The sequence below is a fragment of the Achromobacter sp. 1014246743 genome (assembly GCF_059760725.1).
The window spans coordinates 48,103-69,633 of sequence record NZ_JCBANA010000014.1 but is presented as its reverse complement, the minus strand read 5'-3'; the positions used below and the strand labels follow the sequence as shown (position 1 = coordinate 69,633).

22 protein-coding genes are annotated in these 21,531 nt (G+C 66.2%); 9 read left to right on the top strand and 13 right to left on the bottom strand.

What is annotated here, in order from left to right:
• The first annotated feature begins 67 nt into the window (after positions 1–67).
• Entirely contained in the window at positions 68–238 is a 171-nt protein-coding gene (locus tag AC6LJ2_RS08425) for a hypothetical protein (RefSeq protein ID WP_263910369.1), read from the top strand.
• A gap of 217 nt (positions 239–455) precedes the next feature.
• Here AC6LJ2_RS08425 and AC6LJ2_RS08420 read toward each other — a convergent pair whose 3' ends face one another.
• Together AC6LJ2_RS08420 and AC6LJ2_RS08415 are read right to left on the bottom strand one after the other, a co-directional pair.
• Positions 456–713 (bottom strand): hypothetical protein, encoded by a 258-nt coding sequence (locus AC6LJ2_RS08420; protein ID WP_263910368.1) that lies wholly within the window; start codon positions 711–713, stop codon positions 456–458.
• 42 nt (positions 714–755) lie between these two features.
• A complete protein-coding gene (locus AC6LJ2_RS08415) occupies positions 756–959 on the bottom strand; it encodes a cold-shock protein (protein ID WP_025137012.1) in 204 nt (67 codons plus the stop codon).
• Between the two features lie 480 nt (positions 960–1,439).
• Between AC6LJ2_RS08415 and AC6LJ2_RS08410 the strand changes: the two genes are divergently transcribed.
• Entirely contained in the window at positions 1,440–1,889 is a 450-nt protein-coding gene (locus tag AC6LJ2_RS08410) for a hypothetical protein (RefSeq protein ID WP_263910366.1), read from the top strand.
• Between the two features lie 61 nt (positions 1,890–1,950).
• On the opposite strand, the gene AC6LJ2_RS08405 is transcribed toward AC6LJ2_RS08410, so the two are convergent.
• Genes AC6LJ2_RS08405 through AC6LJ2_RS08395 form a run of 3 tightly spaced genes read right to left on the bottom strand, consistent with a single transcriptional unit; the run spans position 1,951 to position 5,091 of the window.
• On the bottom strand, positions 1,951–3,204 hold the full coding sequence (locus AC6LJ2_RS08405; RefSeq protein ID WP_445658370.1) for a metal-dependent hydrolase family protein: 1,254 nt from the start codon (positions 3,202–3,204) through the stop codon (positions 1,951–1,953).
• Between the two features lie 13 nt (positions 3,205–3,217).
• Entirely contained in the window at positions 3,218–3,736 is a 519-nt protein-coding gene (locus tag AC6LJ2_RS08400) for a GAF domain-containing protein (protein ID WP_263910364.1), read from the bottom strand.
• Positions 3,733–5,091, bottom strand: a complete 1,359-nt coding sequence (locus tag AC6LJ2_RS08395) for an MFS transporter (protein WP_498151179.1) — start codon at positions 5,089–5,091, stop codon at positions 3,733–3,735. Before AC6LJ2_RS08395 ends, AC6LJ2_RS08400 begins: the two co-directional genes overlap by 4 nt.
• Before the next feature lie 123 nt (positions 5,092–5,214).
• Between AC6LJ2_RS08395 and AC6LJ2_RS08390 the strand changes: the two genes are divergently transcribed.
• The 3 genes from AC6LJ2_RS08390 (at position 5,215) to AC6LJ2_RS08380 (ending at position 6,999) form a co-directional block, all read left to right on the top strand.
• A complete protein-coding gene (locus tag AC6LJ2_RS08390; RefSeq protein ID WP_498151178.1) occupies positions 5,215–6,141 on the top strand; it encodes a LysR family transcriptional regulator in 927 nt (308 codons plus the stop codon).
• Positions 6,142–6,237: 96 nt separating this feature from the next.
• Positions 6,238–6,513, top strand: a complete 276-nt coding sequence (locus tag AC6LJ2_RS08385) for a helix-turn-helix domain-containing protein (RefSeq protein ID WP_498151177.1) — start codon at positions 6,238–6,240, stop codon at positions 6,511–6,513.
• An 87-nt stretch (positions 6,514–6,600) separates the two neighbouring features.
• Positions 6,601–6,999: a GCN5 family acetyltransferase gene (locus AC6LJ2_RS08380; protein ID WP_498151176.1), complete on the top strand. Its 399-nt coding sequence runs from the start codon at positions 6,601–6,603 to the stop codon at positions 6,997–6,999.
• 41 nt (positions 7,000–7,040) lie between these two features.
• On the opposite strand, the gene AC6LJ2_RS08375 is transcribed toward AC6LJ2_RS08380, so the two are convergent.
• The gene (locus AC6LJ2_RS08375) at positions 7,041–7,781 is read right to left on the bottom strand and encodes an SDR family oxidoreductase (protein ID WP_183006732.1); all 741 of its coding nucleotides are present in this window, start codon (positions 7,779–7,781) and stop codon (positions 7,041–7,043) included.
• Positions 7,782–7,806: 25 nt separating this feature from the next.
• Positions 7,807–9,147: a CitMHS family transporter gene (locus AC6LJ2_RS08370; protein WP_263910359.1), complete on the bottom strand. Its 1,341-nt coding sequence runs from the start codon at positions 9,145–9,147 to the stop codon at positions 7,807–7,809.
• Positions 9,148–9,424: 277 nt separating this feature from the next.
• On the opposite strand from AC6LJ2_RS08370, the gene AC6LJ2_RS08365 reads away from it, so the two are divergent.
• The 3 genes from AC6LJ2_RS08365 to AC6LJ2_RS08355 are packed head-to-tail and all read left to right on the top strand — an operon-like array spanning position 9,425 to position 12,662.
• Complete coding sequence (locus AC6LJ2_RS08365; RefSeq protein ID WP_263910357.1) at positions 9,425–10,204, top strand: response regulator; 780 nt, start codon at positions 9,425–9,427, stop codon at positions 10,202–10,204.
• A 3-nt stretch (positions 10,205–10,207) separates the two neighbouring features.
• On the top strand, positions 10,208–11,602 hold the full coding sequence (locus AC6LJ2_RS08360; RefSeq protein WP_498151175.1) for a sensor histidine kinase: 1,395 nt from the start codon (positions 10,208–10,210) through the stop codon (positions 11,600–11,602).
• Positions 11,592–12,662, top strand: coding sequence for an extracellular solute-binding protein (locus tag AC6LJ2_RS08355; protein ID WP_263910354.1), 1,071 nt, complete (start codon positions 11,592–11,594; stop codon positions 12,660–12,662). The genes AC6LJ2_RS08360 and AC6LJ2_RS08355 overlap by 11 nt, the downstream gene beginning before the upstream one ends.
• Positions 12,663–12,670: 8 nt before the next feature.
• Here the strand turns inward: AC6LJ2_RS08355 and AC6LJ2_RS08350 are convergent, their stop codons facing one another.
• The 5 genes from AC6LJ2_RS08350 to AC6LJ2_RS08330 form a co-directional block, all read right to left on the bottom strand.
• Positions 12,671–13,294: a response regulator transcription factor gene (locus AC6LJ2_RS08350; protein WP_263910353.1), complete on the bottom strand. Its 624-nt coding sequence runs from the start codon at positions 13,292–13,294 to the stop codon at positions 12,671–12,673.
• A complete protein-coding gene (locus AC6LJ2_RS08345; RefSeq protein ID WP_445658364.1) occupies positions 13,291–14,370 on the bottom strand; it encodes a sensor histidine kinase in 1,080 nt (359 codons plus the stop codon). Before AC6LJ2_RS08345 ends, AC6LJ2_RS08350 begins: the two co-directional genes overlap by 4 nt.
• Before the next feature lie 470 nt (positions 14,371–14,840).
• On the bottom strand, positions 14,841–15,032 hold the full coding sequence (locus tag AC6LJ2_RS08340; protein WP_025136995.1) for a hypothetical protein: 192 nt from the start codon (positions 15,030–15,032) through the stop codon (positions 14,841–14,843).
• A gap of 18 nt (positions 15,033–15,050) precedes the next feature.
• Complete coding sequence (mgtA, locus tag AC6LJ2_RS08335; RefSeq protein WP_263910351.1) at positions 15,051–17,825, bottom strand: magnesium-translocating P-type ATPase; 2,775 nt, start codon at positions 17,823–17,825, stop codon at positions 15,051–15,053.
• Positions 17,826–17,942: 117 nt separating this feature from the next.
• A complete protein-coding gene (locus AC6LJ2_RS08330) occupies positions 17,943–18,290 on the bottom strand; it encodes a hypothetical protein (RefSeq protein WP_263910350.1) in 348 nt (115 codons plus the stop codon).
• Between the two features lie 390 nt (positions 18,291–18,680).
• On the opposite strand from AC6LJ2_RS08330, the gene AC6LJ2_RS08325 reads away from it, so the two are divergent.
• Complete coding sequence (locus AC6LJ2_RS08325) at positions 18,681–20,210, top strand: cytosine permease (RefSeq protein WP_263910349.1); 1,530 nt, start codon at positions 18,681–18,683, stop codon at positions 20,208–20,210.
• Positions 20,211–20,384: 174 nt separating this feature from the next.
• On the opposite strand, the gene AC6LJ2_RS08320 is transcribed toward AC6LJ2_RS08325, so the two are convergent.
• Positions 20,385–21,440 carry a hypothetical protein gene (locus AC6LJ2_RS08320; RefSeq protein WP_498151174.1) on the bottom strand — a complete coding sequence of 352 codons (1,056 nt, stop codon included), beginning with the start codon at positions 21,438–21,440 and terminating at the stop codon, positions 20,385–20,387.
• Positions 21,441–21,531: the final 91 nt, after the last annotated feature.

Below are 21,531 nucleotides of genomic sequence, written 5' to 3'. Positions count from 1 at the left end.
AATGCCGCGGCAAGGGACTACCGTGGGTTGGTGGCATCTCGCCGCACCAACCCAAGAGGTACGCACCATGACTTTCCCTACCCGCTACCAGGCTTCGTCCAGCCAACCGGACCAGAACCAGACCCCCAACAAGCAGCAAGAGCAGCAGACCCAGCAACAGAAAGAAGACGCTGCACGCAAGCAAGCGCAGGTCGACAAGGACAAGGCCCCCGCTTCGTCCAACGCGCAAAGCACCTGAATGTCTCTGCGGCCCGCTTTACCGGTCCGCCCGTTTTGCCATGTAGTCTGACGGGCTCATCGCCCGCAGCGCCCGATGCCTTTGCGCCGACACACTAGTCGCCCTGGCGTTGGCACCGCTGAAAAACAAGAAGGCCGCCCGGTTGCCCTGGGCGGCCATGTTGTTTGGATTGCCGCAATGCGCATACGCCGGGGTGGCGCAGCGCCGGCGCTAACGTTCATACCGGTCTGGCATGCGCGTCGACCACGGTGCGGCCATGATTGATCGCAGCATCCACTGCCATGCCCGGGCTGGACACGAAGCCGCCCGATGCGAACAGCGGCACGACATAGGGTTCGCCGAGACGATCCTGGTCAGCAGCGAGTTCCACGGCCACGGTTGCGGTGAATGCGGGCCGGCTGGAGCCGCCCACCGAAATGCGGGATACCGCGGCGGTCAGCCGGTAGCCCTTGTAAACCATGTTGTTGTGAAGCATAAGCCTCCCGTCATTGATCAAAAGGCCCCACGGGGCCTTCATTCACAAGGTGCGGATTTGCGTGGCGTGGGGGCCTTTGGCGCCCTGAGCCGTGACGTAACTGACGCGCTGGTTTTCAAGCAGCACCTTGTGGCCGTCGCTCACGATTTCCGAGAAGTGGGCAAACAAATCCTTGCCGCCGTTCTCGGGCATGATGAAGCCAAAGCCTTTGGCATCGTTGAACCATTTGACGATTCCGGTTTCCATAATCCCTTCCTTTAAATAGCGGACAGCGCCCGCGAGAGTGAGCCTGTCAAGGAAAGGACTGCGAACAATGAAGCGCCCCGCAGGGGGGAGCAAGACCGGACGATAATCACGATGCTCGAAAAGCTTCAAGTCCACTATGGGTGCAGGGGCACCTAATGTCAATCAGCGTTTCCAATTACCACCCTTATTAAATCTGCACGCAACTATTGCCGGGTTTACATTGAAAAATGGCCTTATATCCCGCAGAAATTACGCTATTGGGGCGTTAAACCCGCTTTATGCGTAACACCCTGGGCATTTTCATACGGTCGACCGGTAAAGCGCGTATCCTGCAAAGAATGGTGCTTGAACGCGCGTCCCTCGCCGCATCGCCATGCACAGGAGCACGGCCATGAACAAGCAGCCGCAGCAGCACTCGCACGATCCGCAGTTTTCGACGCCCTTCCCTCGCCCCGTCCGCGCGCTATCGGCTGCGCTGACATGAGCGCCTTCAGGCGTTCTGTCGCGCGCTTCGCCAACGCCTGCGTCAAGCTGCTGCCCACCGCTTCAAGCCCGCCGCCTGGCGGCTCGCCACGCAGCGCGTCGCACACGGATTCCCGGCCCACTCACGCGGCCATCTCATCGCCGTGGCGCATCTACCGCATCTACGCGCGTCCCGACCATCTGCTGATCCGCAACGAACACGGACAGATCCTGGATCTGGGCGTCATGAAGGGCAGCGAGCCCAATCTGGCCTATCGCCTGAATGCCAGGAACCTGCAGGGCCAGGGCTTCGCCACGCGCACCTTGCTGCTCGACGATATCGCGCGCCGCATCGAAGCCGGCGAAATCGGCCGCGAACTGCTTACCCTGCCGGAATGCACCATGCCGCTGGGCGCCGACCTGGATCGCGGTACGCATACCGACGTCTCGATGAAACTGGCGCGCTAGTCGGGCGCGCCCCTGCGTCAACACGCCGGCAGCCCCCTCAGGGCGTCGGGCCTCTGCCGGATCAGGCGGCCAGGCGCAGGTCGTCGAACTGCACCTTGCCGCCCTGCACCACCAGCGGAATCCGCTCACCCTGGCCCAAGAGGCAGGACACGTCGCGCAGCGGATCGCCATCGACCACCAGGAGGTCAGCGATGGCCCCCGGCGCGATGCACCCCAGCTTGCCCTGCATGCCCAGCACCTCGGCCCCCACCCGCGTAGCGCTGGCGATCACCGCCTGCGGTCCCAGCACCTCGGCGCGCAGACGGAATTCATCGCTCTGCAGGCGCTGCGACGGCCCCAGCAGATCGCTGCCGTAGCCCATCTTCACGCCCGCGTCGCGGTAGATCTCCAGCGAGCGCAGCCCCGCATCACGCACCTGCGAGATCTTGGCCACGCTTTCCGGCGGCAGGCCGAAGTCGCCGCCCTCGCTGGCCAGCGCTTCGTACGTCACCAGTGTCGGCACCACGAAAGCCTGGCTTTGCGCCATCAGCCGGGCCGTCTCGGCATCGACCAGATTGCCGTGCTCGATGGTGCGCACGCCGCAACGCACCGCGCGGGCGATGGCTTCAGCCGTGTAGGCATGGGCCAGCACATAGGTCTGGCGGCCGTGCGCCTCGGCCACGATGGCGCGGATCTCGTCTTCGGAATAGCCCCAGGCGCCCACCGGGTCGGTCGGTGAGGCCACGCCGCCCGACGCCATGATCTTGATCTGGTCCGCGCCCATCTGCAGTTCCTGGCGCACGGCCCGGCGCACCGCGTCCACGCCGTCCGCCACCCGCGCCAACGCGCCGACCCGCACGCAGCACGGACACGGCGAATCATCGTTCAGGAAATCGCTGCGGGTCCGCATGTCACCGTGGCCGCCGGTCTGGCTCAGCGCACGGCCGGACACGAACAGCCGCGGCCCCTGCACCAGCCCCAGTTCGACCGCCTGCTTGAACGCGTGGCCGGCGCCACCGGCGTCGCGCACCGTCGTGAAGCCGCGCCGCAACATGCCTCGCAGGATCGGCGCCGACCGGAACGTGACCAGCACGTTGGGCATGTGCACCTGCTGCGCCAGGTTCAGTTCCACCGCGATCACATGCACGTGCAGGTCGATCAGGCCGGGCATCAGGGTCTTGCCCTTCAGGTCGATCACGTGCGCCGAGGCGGCCTGCAAGGGCCGGTCGGACACTTCCTTGATCAGGCCGTCTTCGACCAGCACATCGTGGTCGCCCTGCAATTGGCCATGGGCCGGGTCCAGCAGCGCGGCATTCTTGAACAATAAGGTTTGCATGATGCTCCCGCAATCAAAGGGTCAACAGGGCCGGCAGGACCGCCGGCAGCGCCAGCTGCGCGTACGGGCGGCATGCGGCGGCATCGGCCGGGCCGTACCAGTGGGCCGCGTGCAGCAGGTTCAGCGATCCGAGCGTGCGGCCACGCCAGCGGATCGGCATGTTCAGCACGCTCTGGCAGCCCAGGGAATCGATCAGCGCGTGGTCCGAAAACACCTGGCGCAAGTCGTCCAGCGTGTGTCCGATATAGGCGTCGCCGCGATCCAGCACCGCCTCGGTCCACGGCCCCGGCGCCACGGTCTTGCTGCCGCCGGCCGGGTAGGCATCGGGCAGGTTGGAATACAGGCGCGTCGCCAGCGCCGTGTCGGGGTCGTAGGCCAGGATGGTGAACAACCGATGGCCAATCTGCGCGGCCAGCGCACGGTCGACGGCGGCGAATACCGCCTGCGGCTGATCGGTGGCGGCATGGGCCCTCGCCACGGCATCCAATTCGGGCGCCACCGGTGCGGGCGGGCTTGAACGGGTCATCTTCATTGCGCTTCTCCTGCGGCGATTTCCTCGAGCGAGCGGCCTCGGGTCGGCACGCCCATCAACACGACCACGGCGGCGCCCAGCAGCAGCACGACGGTCGTGATGCCGAACACCCCCATGAAGCCGAAATTCGGATACAGGTAGCCCACCAGGATCGGCGACACGATCGCCCCGACCCGCCCGATGGCCGATGCCAGGCCCGCGCCAGTCGTACGGACCGCGGTCGGGAAGACCTCGGCGGTGTAGGCGTACACGCCTGCATAGGTGCCATTCATGAAGAACGACATGCAGATGCCGGCCAGCATGATCTGCTCGTTGCTGCTGGAAAACGCCAGGCCCAGCGCGCTGGCCCCGCCCAGCAGCATGTAGGTGGCGATAGTGGCCTGGCGCCCGATCTTCTCGTTGAACCAGGCGGCGCTGAAGTAGCCCGGCACCTGCGCACAATAGATCGCCAGCGAATACGAGAAGCTCTTGGTGATGCTCATGCCCGTTTCGACGAGCAGGCCCGGGATCCAGACGAAGAATGAGTAATAGCTGAACGTGATCGACAGCCACATGATCCACGTCATGATGGTGATGCGGGCCTGGCGCCCGGCCAGGAGCAACCTGAAGTTCTCGCGCAGCGTGCCGCTCTTGCCGCTGGCCACGGCGGGTTCGGGCTGCGCAACGGCCAGCGCATGGCCCCGGCGTACGAAATCGGCCTCGATCCTGTCCAGGATGCGCGAGGCTTCGTCCGTGCGGCCCCGGCTTTCCAGCCAGCGCGGCGACTCGGGCAACGCCCGGCGCCACCACAGCAGCATCACCACCGGCAGCGCCGTGATGACCAGCACCATGCGCCAGCCTTCGTCATGCGCGGGCACGATGAAATACCCCAGCAACGCCGCCGCCACGAACCCGAACGAGAAAAATCCCGCCAGCGAACCCGTGAAACTGCCGCGGAATCGCCGGGCCACGAATTCGGCCAGGTACGGCGCAATGATGGCGCTCTCGGCCCCGGTGCCGATCCCTGCGACGATGCGCGCGGCAAAGAACGGCGGCCAGCTGTTCACGAAGGCGCTGACCAGCGAGGCCGCGCAATACAGCGCCAGCGCCCAGATCATCACGGTGCGGCGCCCGATCAGGTCGCCCAGGGTACCGGCCAGCAAGGCGCCGAAGAAGAAGCCGATATAGATGCTGCTGCCCAGCAGGCCGATCTGCACGCTGGACAGTTCCCAGGTCTTGCGCAGCACAGGCAGGATGAACGCCAGCACCGCGGCATCCATGGCATCGAACATGTAACCCAGCCCGCCCATCAGCAGCAGGTGTCTATGGAAATGCGCGAACGGCAGACGCTCGATGCGTCCCGAAATCATGGACATGCGGTTCCCCTTGGTCGACGGCTTGGGCCGTACTGGATGAGAGAACGCATGATAGGCACGCGGGGTTTTATCGCACCAATTTATAGTTATGATGCCCCGCATCACCAATGTGAATGACCTGCCATGACCTTCCGTACGCTCGACCTGAACCTGCTCAAGGTGTTTGAAGCCCTGATGACGGAAGGCAGCGTCACGCGCGCCGCCAATGCGTTGTTCATGACCCAGCCGGCCGTCAGCAACGCGCTGGCCCGCCTGCGCGACGGGCTGCAGGACCCGCTGTTCGTGCGGTCCGGCAATGGCGTCATGCCGACCCAGCGCGCCGCCGTGCTGTGGGCCGAGCTGGGCGAAGCCCTGGGCCGCATGCGCGGCGCCCTGGACGCGCAGGCCTTCGACCCGGCCCTGGCCTCGGTGGAATTCAGCCTGTCGATGTCCGACTACACCGCCGGCGTCGTCATGCCGCGCCTGTGCAACCATCTGGCGCAGGTCGCCCCGCTGGCGCGCGTGCGCACAATGCCCAATACCGTGCTGAACATCGCCGACCAGCTGGAAGACAACCGCGTAGACTGCGTGCTGAGCGTCTACGTGAACGAAGCCCAGCACGCCAACCACATCCGCTCACGTTCGTTGTGGCGGGTGGACTATGCCTGCTTCATGCGCGCCGGCCACCCGCTGGCCGCCATGAAACGCCTGAGCACCCGCGCCTTTCTGACGGCGCGCCACGTCGACGTCAGCCTGGCCGGCACCGCCCTGCCGTCCTATGACATCTACCTGGCCGCGCGCGGCCTGTCACGCAACGTGGTGGCCACCGTCAACCACTATGGTGTTGCCTACGAGATGGTGCGCCATTCCGACATGCTGGCCGTGCTGCCGCGCAACCTGGGCGCACAATCGCCGCACGCGCCCTACCTGCACACCATGCCGCTGCCCCTGCACGCCCCGCCGCGGATCCTGAGCCTGTTCTGGCATCAACGCAACGACACCGTGCCGGCGCAGCGCTGGTTGAGACAGACGCTGGTGGACATGTTTGCGAGTGGGGAAAATGCGACGTAAATCCACCGGACATCGTCCTGTAAGACTTGCACCGCCTTGCGCCTGCCGGTAGGTCCACGTAAATATGAAGCCAGGCTTCTACCGGAACGTGATGGCATGCGAAAGAACTCTCCGACTATTCCTGTGGGAAACATTCCCGCCGACGGTACGATTCCGCACGAAGTCGTCATGCTGATGAGTGGCAACGGCTGGAGCATCGCACGTGCCTGGCGCGAATACCTGGGAGTGACCCAAACCGACATGGCGATTCGTCTGGGCATAAGACAACCCAGCTACGCCGCGATGGAAGCACCGGGTGCCAACCCCAGACGAAGCACGCGCGAGCGGATCGCTGCTGCGCTGGGTATCCAGTTCGATCAAATCGACGTGTAACACAGACAAATGCACGGCTCGGTAACGAGGCAACGCTGAAGCGCCGATTACACTCGTCATCCCGCGATCTTTACGCCCAGCCCCACCATGACGTCCCAGCCCGCCTATCCCGCTGCCATCGACCCCGACCTGGTCGGCGAATACCCCGCCCTGACCCATTCGGGCGGCGGCTACTTCTATGACGACGTGCTGGAGTACCGGGTGTGGGTGCATCCCCATGCCGGTGGCGAAGACCTGCACGAGGGCGATGATTATTACTACGCCTTCGCCACCTTCGAGGAAGCCGCCGAATGCGCGGATGAAACGCCGGGCGCCGAGCATCCGCTGGTGCTGGTACGGCAACGGGAATGCATCGGCGAACCGACGCCGGGTGTGTTCGAGCACATCACCGTCGAACGCGTCACCGAATGGCGCGTGGAATGGCTGGCGGACTGCAAGCGCACCGCCACCTCGATCCCCGACTTCCTGCGAAGCCAGGGCCAATAAGGCCCGCGGGCGCCGCAAGGCGCCAAGCGCGGTGCAAAGCCCTAGCTCATGTACACGCCGCCATTGATGGCGTAGTTGGCGCCGGTCACGAATGCCGCCTCGTCCGAGGCCAGCCAGGCGCACAGCCCGGCCAGGTCCTTGGCCGTGCCCAGCCGGCCGACCGGCACGCTTTCGATGATGCGGTCCAGCAACGCGGGCGGAAACGCCTTGACGGTGTCGTCGGCGATGAAGCCGGGCGACACCAGGTTGACCGTCACGCCGCGCGCGGCCACTTCCTGCGCCAGCGACCGGGTGAAGCCGATGACGGCGCCCTTGGCGGTGGCGTAGTTGATCTGGCCGATCTGGCCTTTCTCGGCGGCAACCGAACCGATGTTGATGATGCGGCCCCAACCCCGGTCGGCCATGCTGTCGACCACCTGCTTGGTACTGTTGAACAGCGTATCCAGATTGCTGCGCAGCACCGCCGACCAGTCGGCGTGGCTCATCTGGCGAAAGCGCATGTCCAGCATGGCGCCGGCGTTGTTGACCAGCACGTCGATGTCGCCGACCTCGCGGCGCACCTTGGCGAAGGCGGCCTCGGTCGAGGCCCAGTCGGTGGCGTCGCCTTCGGACGCGATGAAGTCGTAGCCCAGCGACTTCTGTTCCTTCAGCCAGTGGTCCTTGCGAGACGAGCGCGGCCCGCAGCCGGCCACCACGCGGTGCCCCGCGTGGTGCAGCGCCTGGCAGATCGCGGTGCCGGTGTGGCCCATCCCGCTGGTGACGTAAGCAATGCGCAAAGCCATGAACGACCTCCTTTGACGAAACGGATCAGGCGACGGCGCCGACCAGGGGGAACAGACCGAATGCCAGGGCAGCAGCCAGCATCACCAGGCAGACCATGGTGGCCCACTTGAGCGAATAGCGCTGATGGTCGCCGAATTCCACGCCGGCCAGGCCGACCAGCAGATAAGTGGAAGGCACCAGCGGGCTGAGCAAGTGCACGGGCTGGCCTATCAGGGACGCGCGCGCCATTTCCACCGGGCTGATGCCATAGCCCTGGGCGGCTTCGCTCAGGATGGGCAGCACGCCAAAATAGAAGGCATCGTTGGACATGAAGAAGGTGAACGGCAGGCTGACCAGCGCGGTGATGCCGGCCAGGTAGGGGCCGAGAGCGTCGGGAATCACGGCCAGCAGGCTGCGCGACATGGCTTCGACCATGCCGGTGCCCGACAGAATGCCGGTGAAGATGCCCGCCGCGAAAATCAGCGACACCACCGACAGCACGTTGCCGGCATGCTGTGCCACGCGGCGGCGCTGCTCGGCCAGGTTGGGGTAGTTGATGATGAGCGCCACGGCGAAGGCGATCATGAACAGCACGGGCAGCGGCAGCACGCCCAGCACCAGGCTGACCATCAGCGCCAGGGTCAGGCCGGCGTTGACCCACAGGAGCTTGGGGCGGCGCAGGTCGTGGTCGACTTCGATCTCGGGCAAATTCTTGGGGCCGTCTTCGTCGTAGCCGGCATGCAGCGAGGCACCGTCGGGCAACGACAGCACGCCCAGGCGGCGTCGCTCGCGCAGGCCCAGGAAGAAGGCCAGGATCAGGATGGCGACGATGGCCACGCCCATGACCGGCACCAGCGGCACGAAGATGTCGCCGGCGTCCACGTGCAGGGCGCTGGCGGCGCGCGCGGTGGGGCCGCCCCAGGGCGTCAGGTTCATGACGCCGCTGGCGAGCATGGCCAGGCAGGTCATGGACAGGGCGTTCATCTTCAGGCGCCGGTACAGCGGCAGCATGGAGGCGACGACGATCATGTAGGTGGTCGAACCATCGCCGTCCAGCGAGATGACGAGCGCGAGGACGGTGGTGCCGACGACGATCTTCAGGGGGTCGCCTTTGACGGCGCGCAGGATGCGGCCGACGATGGGGTCGAACAGGCCGGCATCGATCATGACACCGAAGTACAGGATGGCGAACATCAGCATGACGCCGGTGGGCGCGATCTTGCGGATGCCGTCGAGCATCATCTTGTCGATGCCGGCGCCGAAGCCGCCGAGCAGGGCAAAGATGATGGGGACGAGAATCAGGGCAACCAGGGGCGACAGGCGCTTGGTCATGATCAGCGTCATGAACGTGATCACCATGCCGAAGCCGAGCAGGGTCAGAAGCATGAGGGGGGTATCTCCGACTAGTCGTTGTTATGTGCGGCCTTGGCTTGCAGGGCGCTGGGGCGCAAGACTAGGAAGAAAAGCTGTCTGGAACCTGTCGGAAATATTGGGGTCGGGGCGGGTTGGGGGTTGTTGCTGGTGGGAGCGGTGGGTATGTAGGCCGTCCGGGGTGGTGCTCGGTGCTGGGGGTGTGAGTTTGGGGATTTTTGTGACAGATTGAACGTTGGCTGGTGACTGGTCGGGTGGGGGTCGGCGGTGGGGCGCATGCGACAATTTGGGGATGCGGATACTCGTTATTGAAGATGATGAAGATTTGGCCGACGCGCTCGTGCGACGATTGCGGCGGCTGGGGCATGCCGTGGATTTTCAGAGTGATGGCTTGAGTGCCGATGGCGTGTTGCAGTACGAGACCTTTGATCTGGTGATTCTGGATATCGGGCTGCCGCGGATGTCGGGGTTTGATGTGTTGCATCGGTTGCGGGATCGGGGCAGCAAGACGCCGGTGTTGGCGTTGACGGCGCGGATCGATATTGAAGATCGGGTGCATGCGCTGGATACGGGAGCTGATGATTACCTGGCCAAGCCGTTTGATTTTCGTGAGCTGGAAGCGCGGTGCCGGGCGTTGTTGCGGCGGCCCAGTGCGCAGGCGGCGGGGGTATTGCGGTTTGGGGAACTGGTGATCGATAGCGCGGCGCGGCATGTCAGTCTGGCGGGGCAGCGGATTGAATTGCCCAAGCGTGAATACAGCCTGCTTGAGATTCTGCTGGCGGGCATGAACCGGGCGGTGAGCAAGTCTGAGATCGCGAACAAGCTGTTTGCGTTCGATGACGAGGCGGCGCCGAATGCGATCGAGGTCTATATCGCGCGGCTGCGCAAGAAGCTGGAAGGGTCGCCGTTGCGGATCGAGACGCAGCGGGGCACGGGGTATCTGCTGACGGCCGTCGGCGATGCCGGGGCTGCGGCGGACAGGACCGGCGCGGCAGACGGGGGCCGGTCCGATGCCGCGCTGCCCGGCGCGGCGAAGGTCTCTGCACCGCCCTCTGATTCTTCGCGGGACTGATCCGTGCACCCCCGGCGCATTTCCGTTCGCCGCCGTTTGCTGGCGATGCTGCTGGCGCTGTTCGTGGCGGGGCTGGGCGCGCTGTATCTGCTGGTGCGCGGCTATGCGCAGCAGACGGCTGACACGACGTATGACCAGTTGCTGCGGGCGTCGGTGCTGTCGATGGCCGACAGCCTGCAATTGGTGCAGGGCGACTGGCAGATGGATATGCCGTATGCGGCGCTGGCGCTGCTGGAACAGGCGCCGCGAGACCGGGTGTTCTATCGGGTGGCGGCGGCCAATGGCGCCTTGATTTCGGGGTATGCCGATCTGCCGGCGCCGCCTGCGCGCGGTGCGGACCCGGCTGATACGCCGCAGTTGTATACGGCCAGCTATCAGGGCCAGCCGGTGCGCGTGGCCTGGATGGAACGCAAGGTGGCCGGCCCGCGCGCCACGGAAGCCGCGCGGATCCAGGTGGCGCAGACGCGCGAGGCCCGCGACGCATTGGCCGACAGTATCCTGTGGCAAGGCACGTTGGCGCTGATCGGCTTTACCGCCGCGGCGTTGGCGCTGGCCTATTGGGGGCTGCACCGTTCGCTGTCGCCCATCCAGCGCATCGAACGCGAGCTGGCCGGACGCAGCGCGTCGGACCTGCATCCCATCGCGGCGCCGGTGCCCGAAGAACTCGACACGCTGGTGCATTCGCTGGACGGGTTCATGGCGCGCCTGTCGGAAAACCTGGATACGCTGCGCCTGTTCATCGCCGAGGCGGCGCATCAATTGCGCACGCCGCTGGCGGCGCTGCATGCGCAGATGGAGGTGGCGCTGGACGAGGAAGACCCGGCCGAGCAGCGCCGCAGCCTGCTGGCCGTGCTGCGCAATGCCGAAAAGCTGTCGCGGCTGGTCAACCAGTTGCTCAGCGATGCCAGCGTCATTCACCGCAGCAACCTGCGCAAGTTCGAACCCGTGGACCTGGCCGACCTGCTCAGCCAGGCGGTGTACGATACGGTGCCGCAAGCGGATCCGCAGCCTGACGTCCGGCTGCACTTGCCGGATACGCCTGCGCGGGTGCCCGGTGACAGCCTGATGCTGCGCGAGGCCTTCAAGAACCTGGTCGACAACGCCCTGCGCCATGGCGCATCGACGAACGGACACATCGACATCCGGCTGGAACCTGACGACGGACACTGGCGTATCACCGTCTCCGACGGCGGGCCCGGCATCGCGCCCGCCTTGGCGCACAGCGCCTTCGAACGTTTTTCGCGCGGGCCCAATCCGCGCACGCCGGGCGCGGGCCTGGGGCTGTCGATCGTCAAGCGCGTGGTCGACATTCACCAGGGCCGGCTCAGCCTGAGCAACCGGCCCGAAGGCGGCCTGCAAGCCCGGATCATCCTGCCGGTCAAACGCCATGACGCTTAGACTTTCTATCCTTGCCCGCCTGGCCACCGCCTGCACCGCGCTGCTGTGGGCAGCCGCTGGACATGCCGCGGAAACCAGTGGCGACGGCCTGGCGCTGGGCCCGGCCGCCAGCAAGCAGGTGCTGGTGGTGCATGCATCCAACAGCGTGCAGGTGTTTCGCGGGGTGCTGGAGGACTTCAGCCGGCTCAACCCGGGCGTGCGGCTGGAATACACGGAACTGTCGACCCAGGCGCTGTACAGCGACACCGTGGCACGGGCGTCCCGGACGCCCGATGCCAAGGCCGGCCCCGATCTCATCATCAGCAGCGCCATGGACCTGCAGACCAAGCTGGTCAATGACGGCTACGCCCAAGCCCACGTATCGCCCGAGACCCGCGCCCTGCCCGCCTGGGCCAACTGGCGCGACGAGGTCTTCAGCATCGGCACCGACCCCATCGTGATGGTCTACGACACCCGCACGCTGGACGCCGCCCGCGCGCCCCGCACCCGCCGCGAGCTGCTGGCGCTGCTGCAAGCCCCCGACCAGCCGCTGGCCGGCCGGATCTCGACCTACGACGTGGAAGGCAGCGGCATCGGCTACCTGGCGGCCACGCAGGATGCACGCCTGGACAGTCTGGCCGGCGCCCTGCTGGCCGCGTTCGGCCGCAACCGCGTGGCCGTGCATGCGTCCACCGAAGACGCACTGGACAAGCTGCAGCGTGGCGAGATCACGCTGGCGCACAACCTGCTGGAATCCTATACCCGCCACCGCATCGCCCAGGGCGCGCCGCTGGCCGTGGTCTATCCCCAGGACTACACCCTGATGCTGTCACGTTCGGCCATCATCCCGCGGCAGGCGCCGCGTGCGGACCTGGGCGCCCGCTTTCTGGACTACCTGCTGTCGCCGCGCGGGCAGGAGATGATCGCCCGCCAATCCGGCATGCGGCCGGTGGGCGCGTCGGTGATTCCGGCGGCCGGGGTGCGACCGGTGGGCCTGGGCGTGGGCTTGCTGGTGTATCTGGATCCGCTGAAAAAACGCCATTTCCTGGACGTCTGGCGAGCCGCCGCACAGCCACAGTAGCGGCCTGATCAACCGCCCAACTGCCCCCCCGCCCGCACCAGGTCGGCCAGCGTGCGCACCTGCATCTTGCGCATCACCCGTCCCCGCCGCACCTTCACGGTGATCTCGCTGACATTCAGCTCGGCCGCGATCTGCTTGTTCAGCATGCCGCGCACCACCCGTACCATCACGGCCTTCTCGCCCTCGGTCAGGGTGTCCCAGCGCGCCCGCACCTCTTGGGAACCCGTCAGGTTCGCCAATTGGGCGCGGTCCTGCTCGATCGCCGCGTGGATCGTGTCCAGCAGGTCCTGGTCGCGAAAAGGCTTGGTCAGGAAGTCCACGGCCCCCAGCTTCATCGCCGCCACCGACATCGGAATGTCGCCGTGGCCGGTGATCATCACCACGGGCAGGCGCCGCCGGGCCTGCTGCATGCGGCGCAGCAGGTCCATGCCGCTCTGGCCCGGCAGCCGCACATCCAGCACCAGGCAACCCGGGCCGGCATCCGCGCCGCTGTCCAGGAATTCCTGCACCGAGCCGTAGCCGCGCACCGGCAGGCCAACCGAGTGCATCAGATCCTCCAGCGAGTCGCGCAGGGAGGCGTCGTCGTCGACGATATGGACGGTGGCCGGTTCAAGCCGTGTGGATGCATTCATGGTGATTCTTCCTCGGCAGCCGCCGGCAGCGTGAAACAGAACACCGCGCCGCCGCGCGCGGCGGGCTCGGCCCACAGCCGGCCGCCATGGCCCTCGATGATGCCGCGGCTGATGGTCAGGCCCAGGCCGGTGCCGTCCGGTTTGGTGGTCCAGAACGTGTCGAACAGACGCTCGCGGGCCTGCGGGCTCAGGCCCGGCCCGCTGTCGGTCACCGAACACTGCACCAGGCCGGGTGCCTGCAGCGTCAGACGCAGGGTCAGATGGCGCGCGCCCACCGGCGTCTCCTGCATCGCCTCGACGGCGTTGAGCACCAGGTTGACCACCACCTGCCCCAGTTGCACGCGGTCGCCCAGCACGGCGGGTACGCGTTCCTGGATACGGGTCGACAGGGCCACTTCGTGGCTGGCCAGTTCGCCGCCAGCCAGCTCCAGCACATCGCCGATCACGTCGGCCAGGTCCAGCCGCTCGCGCTGCGGCGTAGCGTTGCGCGCATCGCGGCGAATGCGTGCAACCACCTCGCTGGCGCGGGACACGTCATCGGTCATGCGCTGCAAGGCTCGCAAGGCGCGTTCGATATTGGGGGGATCATGCTCCAGCCAGCGCTGGCAGGCACTGCCGCTCGTGGCGATGGCCGCCAGCGGCTGGTTGATCTCGTGGGCGATCGACGCTGTCAGTTCGCCCAGGCTGTGAATGCGGGCCATGCGTGCCAGTTGGGTGCGGGCCTCGAAGGCTGCGTCTTCTGCTGCGGCCCGCTTCAACGCCAGGTACGCGGTCACGCCAATGGCCGCGATACTGATCAATGCGTTGATCACCCCCAGTTCGCGCAGCGCCCCGCCGTTGGGCGTCAGATACAGGCTCAGCAGGGTCAACACCGCACACGCCACCGCCACCAATGTCACGCCCCGCCGGGGCAGGAAGCTGAACGCGGCCAGGATCACGGCCACGTAGAACACCGCCACGGCGATTTCCAGGCGGGTGAACGTGTCGGCCAGGAACACCAGCGCCATCAGCACGACAAGCAGCGCAACACCGGCGCCGGGGCGCTGCTTCAAATACCTGGCCGGCTTCTGGAACATGGTGCGACAACCCTGGTGGAAGGAAAGCTGCGCCAGCGGCAAGCCGCCGCGCGCCGCGACACGCCATTGTAGAGACTGCCGAGGCCCTGGCCCCCCTCTGGAAAGCGGGCGTATACCAAGGTATATGCCGGCCAAACCCATCCCGTCTCGCGTCGCGCCAGGCCAATTCCTATAATTTCCAGGCCCCGGGGCGGCACGGCCGTGCCGCTGCGGCCCTTCCTTCAACGCTCATCGGCAGCCTCCCATGAAACTCTCCATCAAGACGCTCTGGATCGCACGTGGCGCCGTGCTCGTCGGTATCTGGATCGCGCTGGGCGTGATCCAGATGCTGCACGGCGGCGCCTGAGCGGCACGGCCCGCTCCTCGGGTTTGGCGCTGCCCGTCTTCTCCGGCGCCACCACCGTTCATCCGCTCCAACGAAAAGGGCAAGACCGACATACCGGTCTTGCCCTTTTCAACGCCTCACCGTATCAGGGCAGCAGGCACAGGATGCCGCCCACGCCCAACGTCCAGACCAGCAGCATCGGCACCAGCAGCCGCAGGGGAATCAGCGGGCCGTCCGGGATATCGGGCAGGTCGCCCCCGCGGCGCGCCATGCGTTCGGATTCGTACTCATGCATGTCGCGCGAGAACTTGCGCATTTCCTCGAATGCCTTTTCCATGAGGATTCTCCCGGCATGTCAGTACCACCGGCCGTAGCGGCGGATGTAGAACGTCTTGACCTGCTGCGTCAGCACCACGTAGCTCAGGATCGTCAGCGCCAGCCAGCCGAAGTACGCGGGCGGCAGGGCCACGAAGCCAATCGACTCGGCAATCGGTGAAAACGGCAGCCAGCACGCCAGCCCGATGGCAATCGTGGTCGACAGCAACACCGGCAACGACGCCGTGCTTTGCAGGAACGGAATCTTGCGCGTGCGCAGCATGTGCACCACGAACGTCTGCGACACCAGGCCTTCGATGAACCAGCCCGAATTCATGATGGTCTGGCCGCCGTCGCCGCCATGCAGCGCATACGCCGCCCCGGCGCCGAACACCGTCCACATCAGGAAATAGGTCGTGATATCGAACACCGACGACGTCGGGCCCAGCCACAGCATGAAGCGCTGGATATTGCCCGCTTCCCATTTGCGCGGCTTCTTCAGGAACTCTTCGTCCATGCGGTCCCACGGCAGCGTCAGCTGCGAGATGTCGTAGACCAGGTTCTGGATCAGCAATTGCAGCGACAGCATCGGTTCCCAAGGCAGCCAGGCCGACGCCACCAGCACCGAGAACACGTTGCCGAAGTTCGAGCTGGCCGTCATGTTCAGGTACTTGAGAATGTTGCCGAAGGTCTCGCGGCCCTTGATGACGCCTTGCTCCAGCACCATCAGGTCTTTTTCCAGCAGCACGATGTCGGCCGTTTCCTTGGCGATGTCGGCACCGCTGTCCACCGAAATGCCCACGTCGGCGTCGCGCAGGGCCGGCGCGTCGTTGATGCCGTCGCCCAGGAAGCCCACGGTATGGCCGTTGGCCTGCAAGGCCTTGACCACCCGCGACTTCTGCAGCGGCGTCAGCTTCGCGAACAGCACGGCTTTCTCGACCCGGCGGCACAGCGCCACGTCGTCCATCTGCTCGATATCGCTGCCCAGCATCACGCGGCCATCGCGCTCGGTGCCCAGGTCCAGGCCGACATCGCGGCACACCTTGGCGGCCACGATGGGGTTGTCGCCCGTCAGCACCTTCACCGCCACGCCGTAGTCGTTCAGCGCGCGGATCGCGGCCTGCGCCGAATCCTTGGGTGGGTCCAGGAACGTCAGGAAGCCCCGCACCACCAGCCCGCTTTCGTCGGCGGTCTGGAACTGCGTGCGGCCCGTGTCTTCCAGCCGCCGCGAAGCCACCACCAGCACCCGGAAGCCATCGCGGTTGTAGGCCTCGGCGCTGCGCAGCAGGCGCTTGCGCAGGGCCGCGTCCAGCGGCTGCTCGCGGCCATTGCAGACCACCCCGGTGCTCACCGCCAGCATTTCCTCGACCGCGCCCTTGGTGATCATCTCCAGGCTGCCGTCGGCGCCACGCACCACCACCGACAGGCGCCGCCGCACAAAGTCGAACGGAATCTCGTCGACCTTGCCGTAGGCGTCGCTGCGTTCCCAACCGCGCAGGTCCAGGGCGCGCGCCAGGATGGCGCGGTCCATCAGGTTGCGCTGGCCGCTCTGGTTCACGCTGTTCAGCCAACCCAGGCGCAGCACCTCGTCATCGATCTCGCCGTCGACGTTGAAGTGATGTTCGAGAATGATGCGGTCCTGCGTCAGCGTGCCGGTCTTGTCCGTGCACAGCACGTCCATCGCGCCGAAGTTCTGCACCGAGTTCAGGCGCTTGACCACGACCTTGCGCCGCGCCATCGCCACCGCCCCCTTGGCCAGGTTGGCCGAGACGATCATCGGCAGCATCTCCGGCGTCAGGCCGACGGCCACTGCCAGCGCGAACGTCAGCGCCGTGACCCAGTCGCCCTTGGTGACGCCGTTGATGACGAACACGATCGGCACCATCACCAGCATGAACTTGATCAGCAGCCACGACACGCTGTTCACGCCGCGGTCAAAGCTGGTCTCGACCCGCTTGGTCGACACCACGTTCCTGGCCAGCGAGCCAAAGTAGGTGTTCACGCCCGTGCCCACGACCACCGCCGTGGCCGTGCCGCTGACCACGTTGGTGCCCATGAAGCAGATGTTGGCCAGGTCCAGCAGCTCGGCGTTTTCACCCGCCTTCGCATCGGCGCGCTTGGCGCTGACGCTGCCCAGCGTGTCGTACTTTTCCACCGGCAGGGCTTCGCCGGTCAGGATGGCCTGGCTGATGAACAGGTCGCGCGACTGCAGCAGGCGGATGTCCGCCGGAATCATGTCGCCCGCTTGCAGCTCGACGATGTCGCCGGGCACCAGCTCGTTCATGGGCACCTCGCGCCGCACCGGCTCGCTGGCCTGGCTGTCGCGCCGCAATACCGTGGCGGTGCTGCGCACCATGGACTTGAGCTTTTCCGCGGCACGGCCCGAGCGGTATTCCTGGATGAAGCGCAGCAGGCCGCTGATCGTCACCATCGTCAACATGATGATGATGCCGGTCCAGTCCCGGTCGGCCGGATTGGCGAACTGGATATCGGTCAGGTACGACACCGCCGCCAGGCCCAGCAGCACCAGCACGAACGGATTGCGGAACGCGCGCAGCAGTTGCAGCCAGGCGGGCGCCGGTTTGTCGTGCGCCACTTCGTTCATACCGTCGACGGCGCGCCGCACCATGACGTCGGCGTCGGCCAGGCCGGACCGCTGCGTCTGCAGCGCCTGCAGGCTGTCCTGCACCGACAGGCCGGCATGGCGCGCCACCGGCATCGTTCGGCGCTTGTCCGCCGCCGCATCCGGCGTGCGGTTCTTTTCGCTGCGCGGCCCGCCCGGGGCCGGCAGCGTCGCTTCTTGGACTTGCTTCATGTTCGCTGCTCCTGCCCGCGATCGTCATCGGCCGGGGACGCCAACGCGCGTGCGCAGGCGTCCCCGGTCCATGACGAGCACAGGCTCGATGGATAGGGAAAATCGAAATTGGCGGGATCAGAGGTGCGTCGGTGCCACCACCGGCGCAGGCTGCGCCCGGGCCGCCGGCGACACGCCCACGCGCAGCGTCTGCACGCCCATGTCGCGGCACAGATCGCTGAGCCAGGTGATCAAGGGCCAGGGGTTGCCGGTGTCGCTACGCAGGCTGATGGCGGTGCAGGCCTGGTCGCCGTCGGCCGAATAGCGGACGTCGGCCACGCTTTCGTCGCGTTGGCGCAGTTCCTCGTACAGCCGCTTGCGGATCGAGGCCAGCACGGCGGGGCTGCCGTAGAACGTCAGGGTGATGAAAGCCGGCGCGGTAGGCGTCCGGCGTACAGAGGTCGGGGATTGAGTATGAAACAGCATGCGCGTCTCCTGAAATCAGGGAGATCCGCCCGAAGGCGTTGGGGTGGCGCATGCGTGGCGCGGCGGCTCCGTTATCCGGATGCGCGCGGCGGCTGGCAAGAAGTGTCGAGCAGACCTGTCATGCCCGGCATGCGCCGTCGGTTCGGGTACTTCCGTCGTCTTCCACGGCGGGCTCCTTTAGGTTTGCGACAAGCGGCAGTGTAGGGGCGACCGGGCGTTCCAAACAGGCCGGCGGGCATATACCTTGGTATCGATTTCTCGCGCCTGCCAGGCGCCGAGGCCCGCCGCACCCTGGGGAAGACCCTGAAACCAGTATCAGACGCGTCCTAGCCGGCGACCCACGCCACGGACGGTAGTGTCTTGCCTTGCGCATCACAAAGGCATTCCGCCATGGATTCGAACCCGCTCTCCGCCCCCTGCCCCTCTCCCCAGCGCCCCGCCGATTCCGGCGCTGCGCCCCAACCCGGCCCGCACCCACTCAGCCCGCGGCTGCATAACGCCGACCTCGCGCCCGCCAGGATCGAAGGCAGGCGCTGGGGGGCCTACAGCCTCTTCGCGCTCTGGACCAACGACGTGCACAACATGGCCAACTACACCTTCGCCATCGGTCTGTTCGCCATGGGCATGTCCGCCGGCCAGATCCTCGCCGCCATGGCCCTGGGCGCCACCCTCGTGTACCTGCTGATGAACCTGTCCGGCTACATGGGTCAGCGCACCGGCGTGCCTTTTCCGGTCATCAGCCGGGTCAGCTTCGGCATCCGCGGGGCGCAGTTGCCCGCCATCATTCGCGCCGTCATCGCCATCGCCTGGTTCGGCATCCAGACCTACCTGGCGTCGCTGGTGCTGCACGTGCTGCTGGTTGCGGTAGCGCCTGATCTGACTCGCTTCGACCATGGCGGCCTGCTGGGCTTGTCCGGCCTGGGCTGGGTGTGCTTTCTGGCCATCTGGCTGGTGCAGCTGGCCATCCTGGCCTACGGCATGGAAATGGTGCGCAAATTCGAAGGCTGCGCCGGGCCCGTGATCCTGGTCACCGTGCTGGCGCTGGCGATCTGGATGGTGTCGCGGGTGGACGGCCACATCGCGTGGTCCACCGGCGCCGCCCCGACCGGGCTCGCCGCCTGGAACAGCGTATTCTCGGCAGCGGCCCTGTGGCTGGCCATCTACGGCACCCTGCTGCTGAACTTCTGCGACTTTGCCCGCTCGGCGCCCAGCGCCCAGAGCATCCGGCGAGGCAACTTCTGGGGCCTGCCCGTCAACATCCTGGTCTTCGCCGCGATCAGCGTCCTGCTTGCGGGCGCCCAGTTCAGCATCGATGGCCGCGTCATCACCAGCCCTGCCGACATCGTTGCCGCCATTCCCGACAAGGTGTTCCTGGTGCTGGGCTGCCTGGCCCTGTTGATCGTGACGCTGGCCGTGAACATCATGGCGAACTTCGTCGCCCCGGCCTTCGTGTTGACCAACCTGGCGCCGCGCTACCTGACCTTTCACCGTGCCGGCCTCATCAGCGCCACGCTGGCGGTGTTGATCCTGCCCTGGAAGATCTACGGCAATCCCGTCGTGATCGTGTACTTCCTGTCGGGCTTGGGCGCCCTGCTGGGTCCGCTCTACGGCATCATCATGGCCGACTACTGGTTGATTCGGAAAACGCGCGTGCACGTGTCCGACCTGTACACCGAGGCCGCCACCGGCACCTATTTCTACGTCCGGGGCGTCAACCCCCGCGCCTTGATCGCCCTGGCGCCGTCGGCCACGCTGGCCATCGTCATCGCGCTGGCGCCCGGCCTGGAACCCGTCGCGCCCTATTCCTGGTTCCTGGGGGCTGCGGTAAGCGGCGGGTTGTACTGGCTGATTTCCGATCGCCGGCGCATCCATGTGCACGACGCGGGCGAGCATCTGGCGGTGGATAGCGGCAGGCACTGAGCCCCCTTCGCGACACGCCCCCCCGCACCGGACGCGCATCCAGCATGTTGCCCGTTCCGGGAGCCTGCGGGACTTCCTGCTGCAAACCGACAATCGCGTCCTCGCCGAAGCCAGCCCCGTGGATCGCATCTGGGAAGTCGGTCTGGCACACGAAGACGAGCATGCCGGCCTCCGTCAAGCCAGATACGACGCGACTTCCTGGGGCGTCAGGTACCGTTTGAATGTCATCGACGGCTGCTGCGCGTCGTGGATCGCGCCATTGAAGCCCGACCAATTTCGCTTCATGCCTTCGTCCGTTTCCAGCGCAATCAGCACCCGCTTGCCGGCCTTGGGTGCGTTATCGCGCAGCGCGGCTTCGCCCCAGGCCAGGCGCATGATGTTCTGCAGCGTCCCGCCCGCATAGGCATCGACCTGCAACCACTGAAAGTCCGCCGTATCGCGATCGGCATCCGGCTCGCGCGGGGCGATTTCACGCTGCACGCCAAGCGCCTGGGCATGTTCGCCGATCAAGATCTGCAGCAGCGTAAAGGCATGGAAGTTGTTGTTGATGCCATGCGCCTTGGCCACGAAGCCGGTTGCCGAGGCCGGCAACACCACCACCAGTTCATCGTCGTAGCTGATCCGCGAGGCCAGCCACAGAAAATGCAACTGCTCGAACGGCAGGCTGTCGTTCAGCGTGGTCATCGCATACAGCCGCTGCATCAGCGCATCATCGTCGATCAACGCCTGATGATTGCCACGGTCGCGCATCACCATCGCCATCATCGGCAGTACCAACGTGTCCACGGACTCCACCAGCGCATCGACCTGCCACCGCTGATCGTCCGGCACCGCCTCAAGCCGCGCCTGCGCGTCGCGCCAGGCCTGGCGGTCAGCCTCTTCGACCTCGTCGTCGTCCTCTTCCACCTCCTGCGCGCAGTACGGCTGCAGGGTTTCCAGCCATGGGCGCAGCAGGGCCAGCAACGTCGGAAACAGCAGCGTCGGATCGGCGCCATCTTCCACCAACGACCCGCACATCAACGCCAGGGCCGAGGCACGGCCGGGATGCAGGCTCGGCAGCAGGTCGGCGCACCACCGCAAGGCGGCGTCGGCCTGCGCCGGCTCCTGGATGTCGCCGTAGAACGCGCTGACTTCCGGACGCTTGAAGAACGTCTCCAGGGAATCCAGATCGGCGGGTCCGAGAACCGGGGTACGCAGGGCGTCGGCGAGAGCGGTGTAGGAGGGGGGCATGGATGGGGATCGTATGGTTTCAGCGGTCGGACTGCGACGAGCCACCCAGTTTACCGGCAGGCGTATTGCATGCCAGGCGCTCGAACGTCGA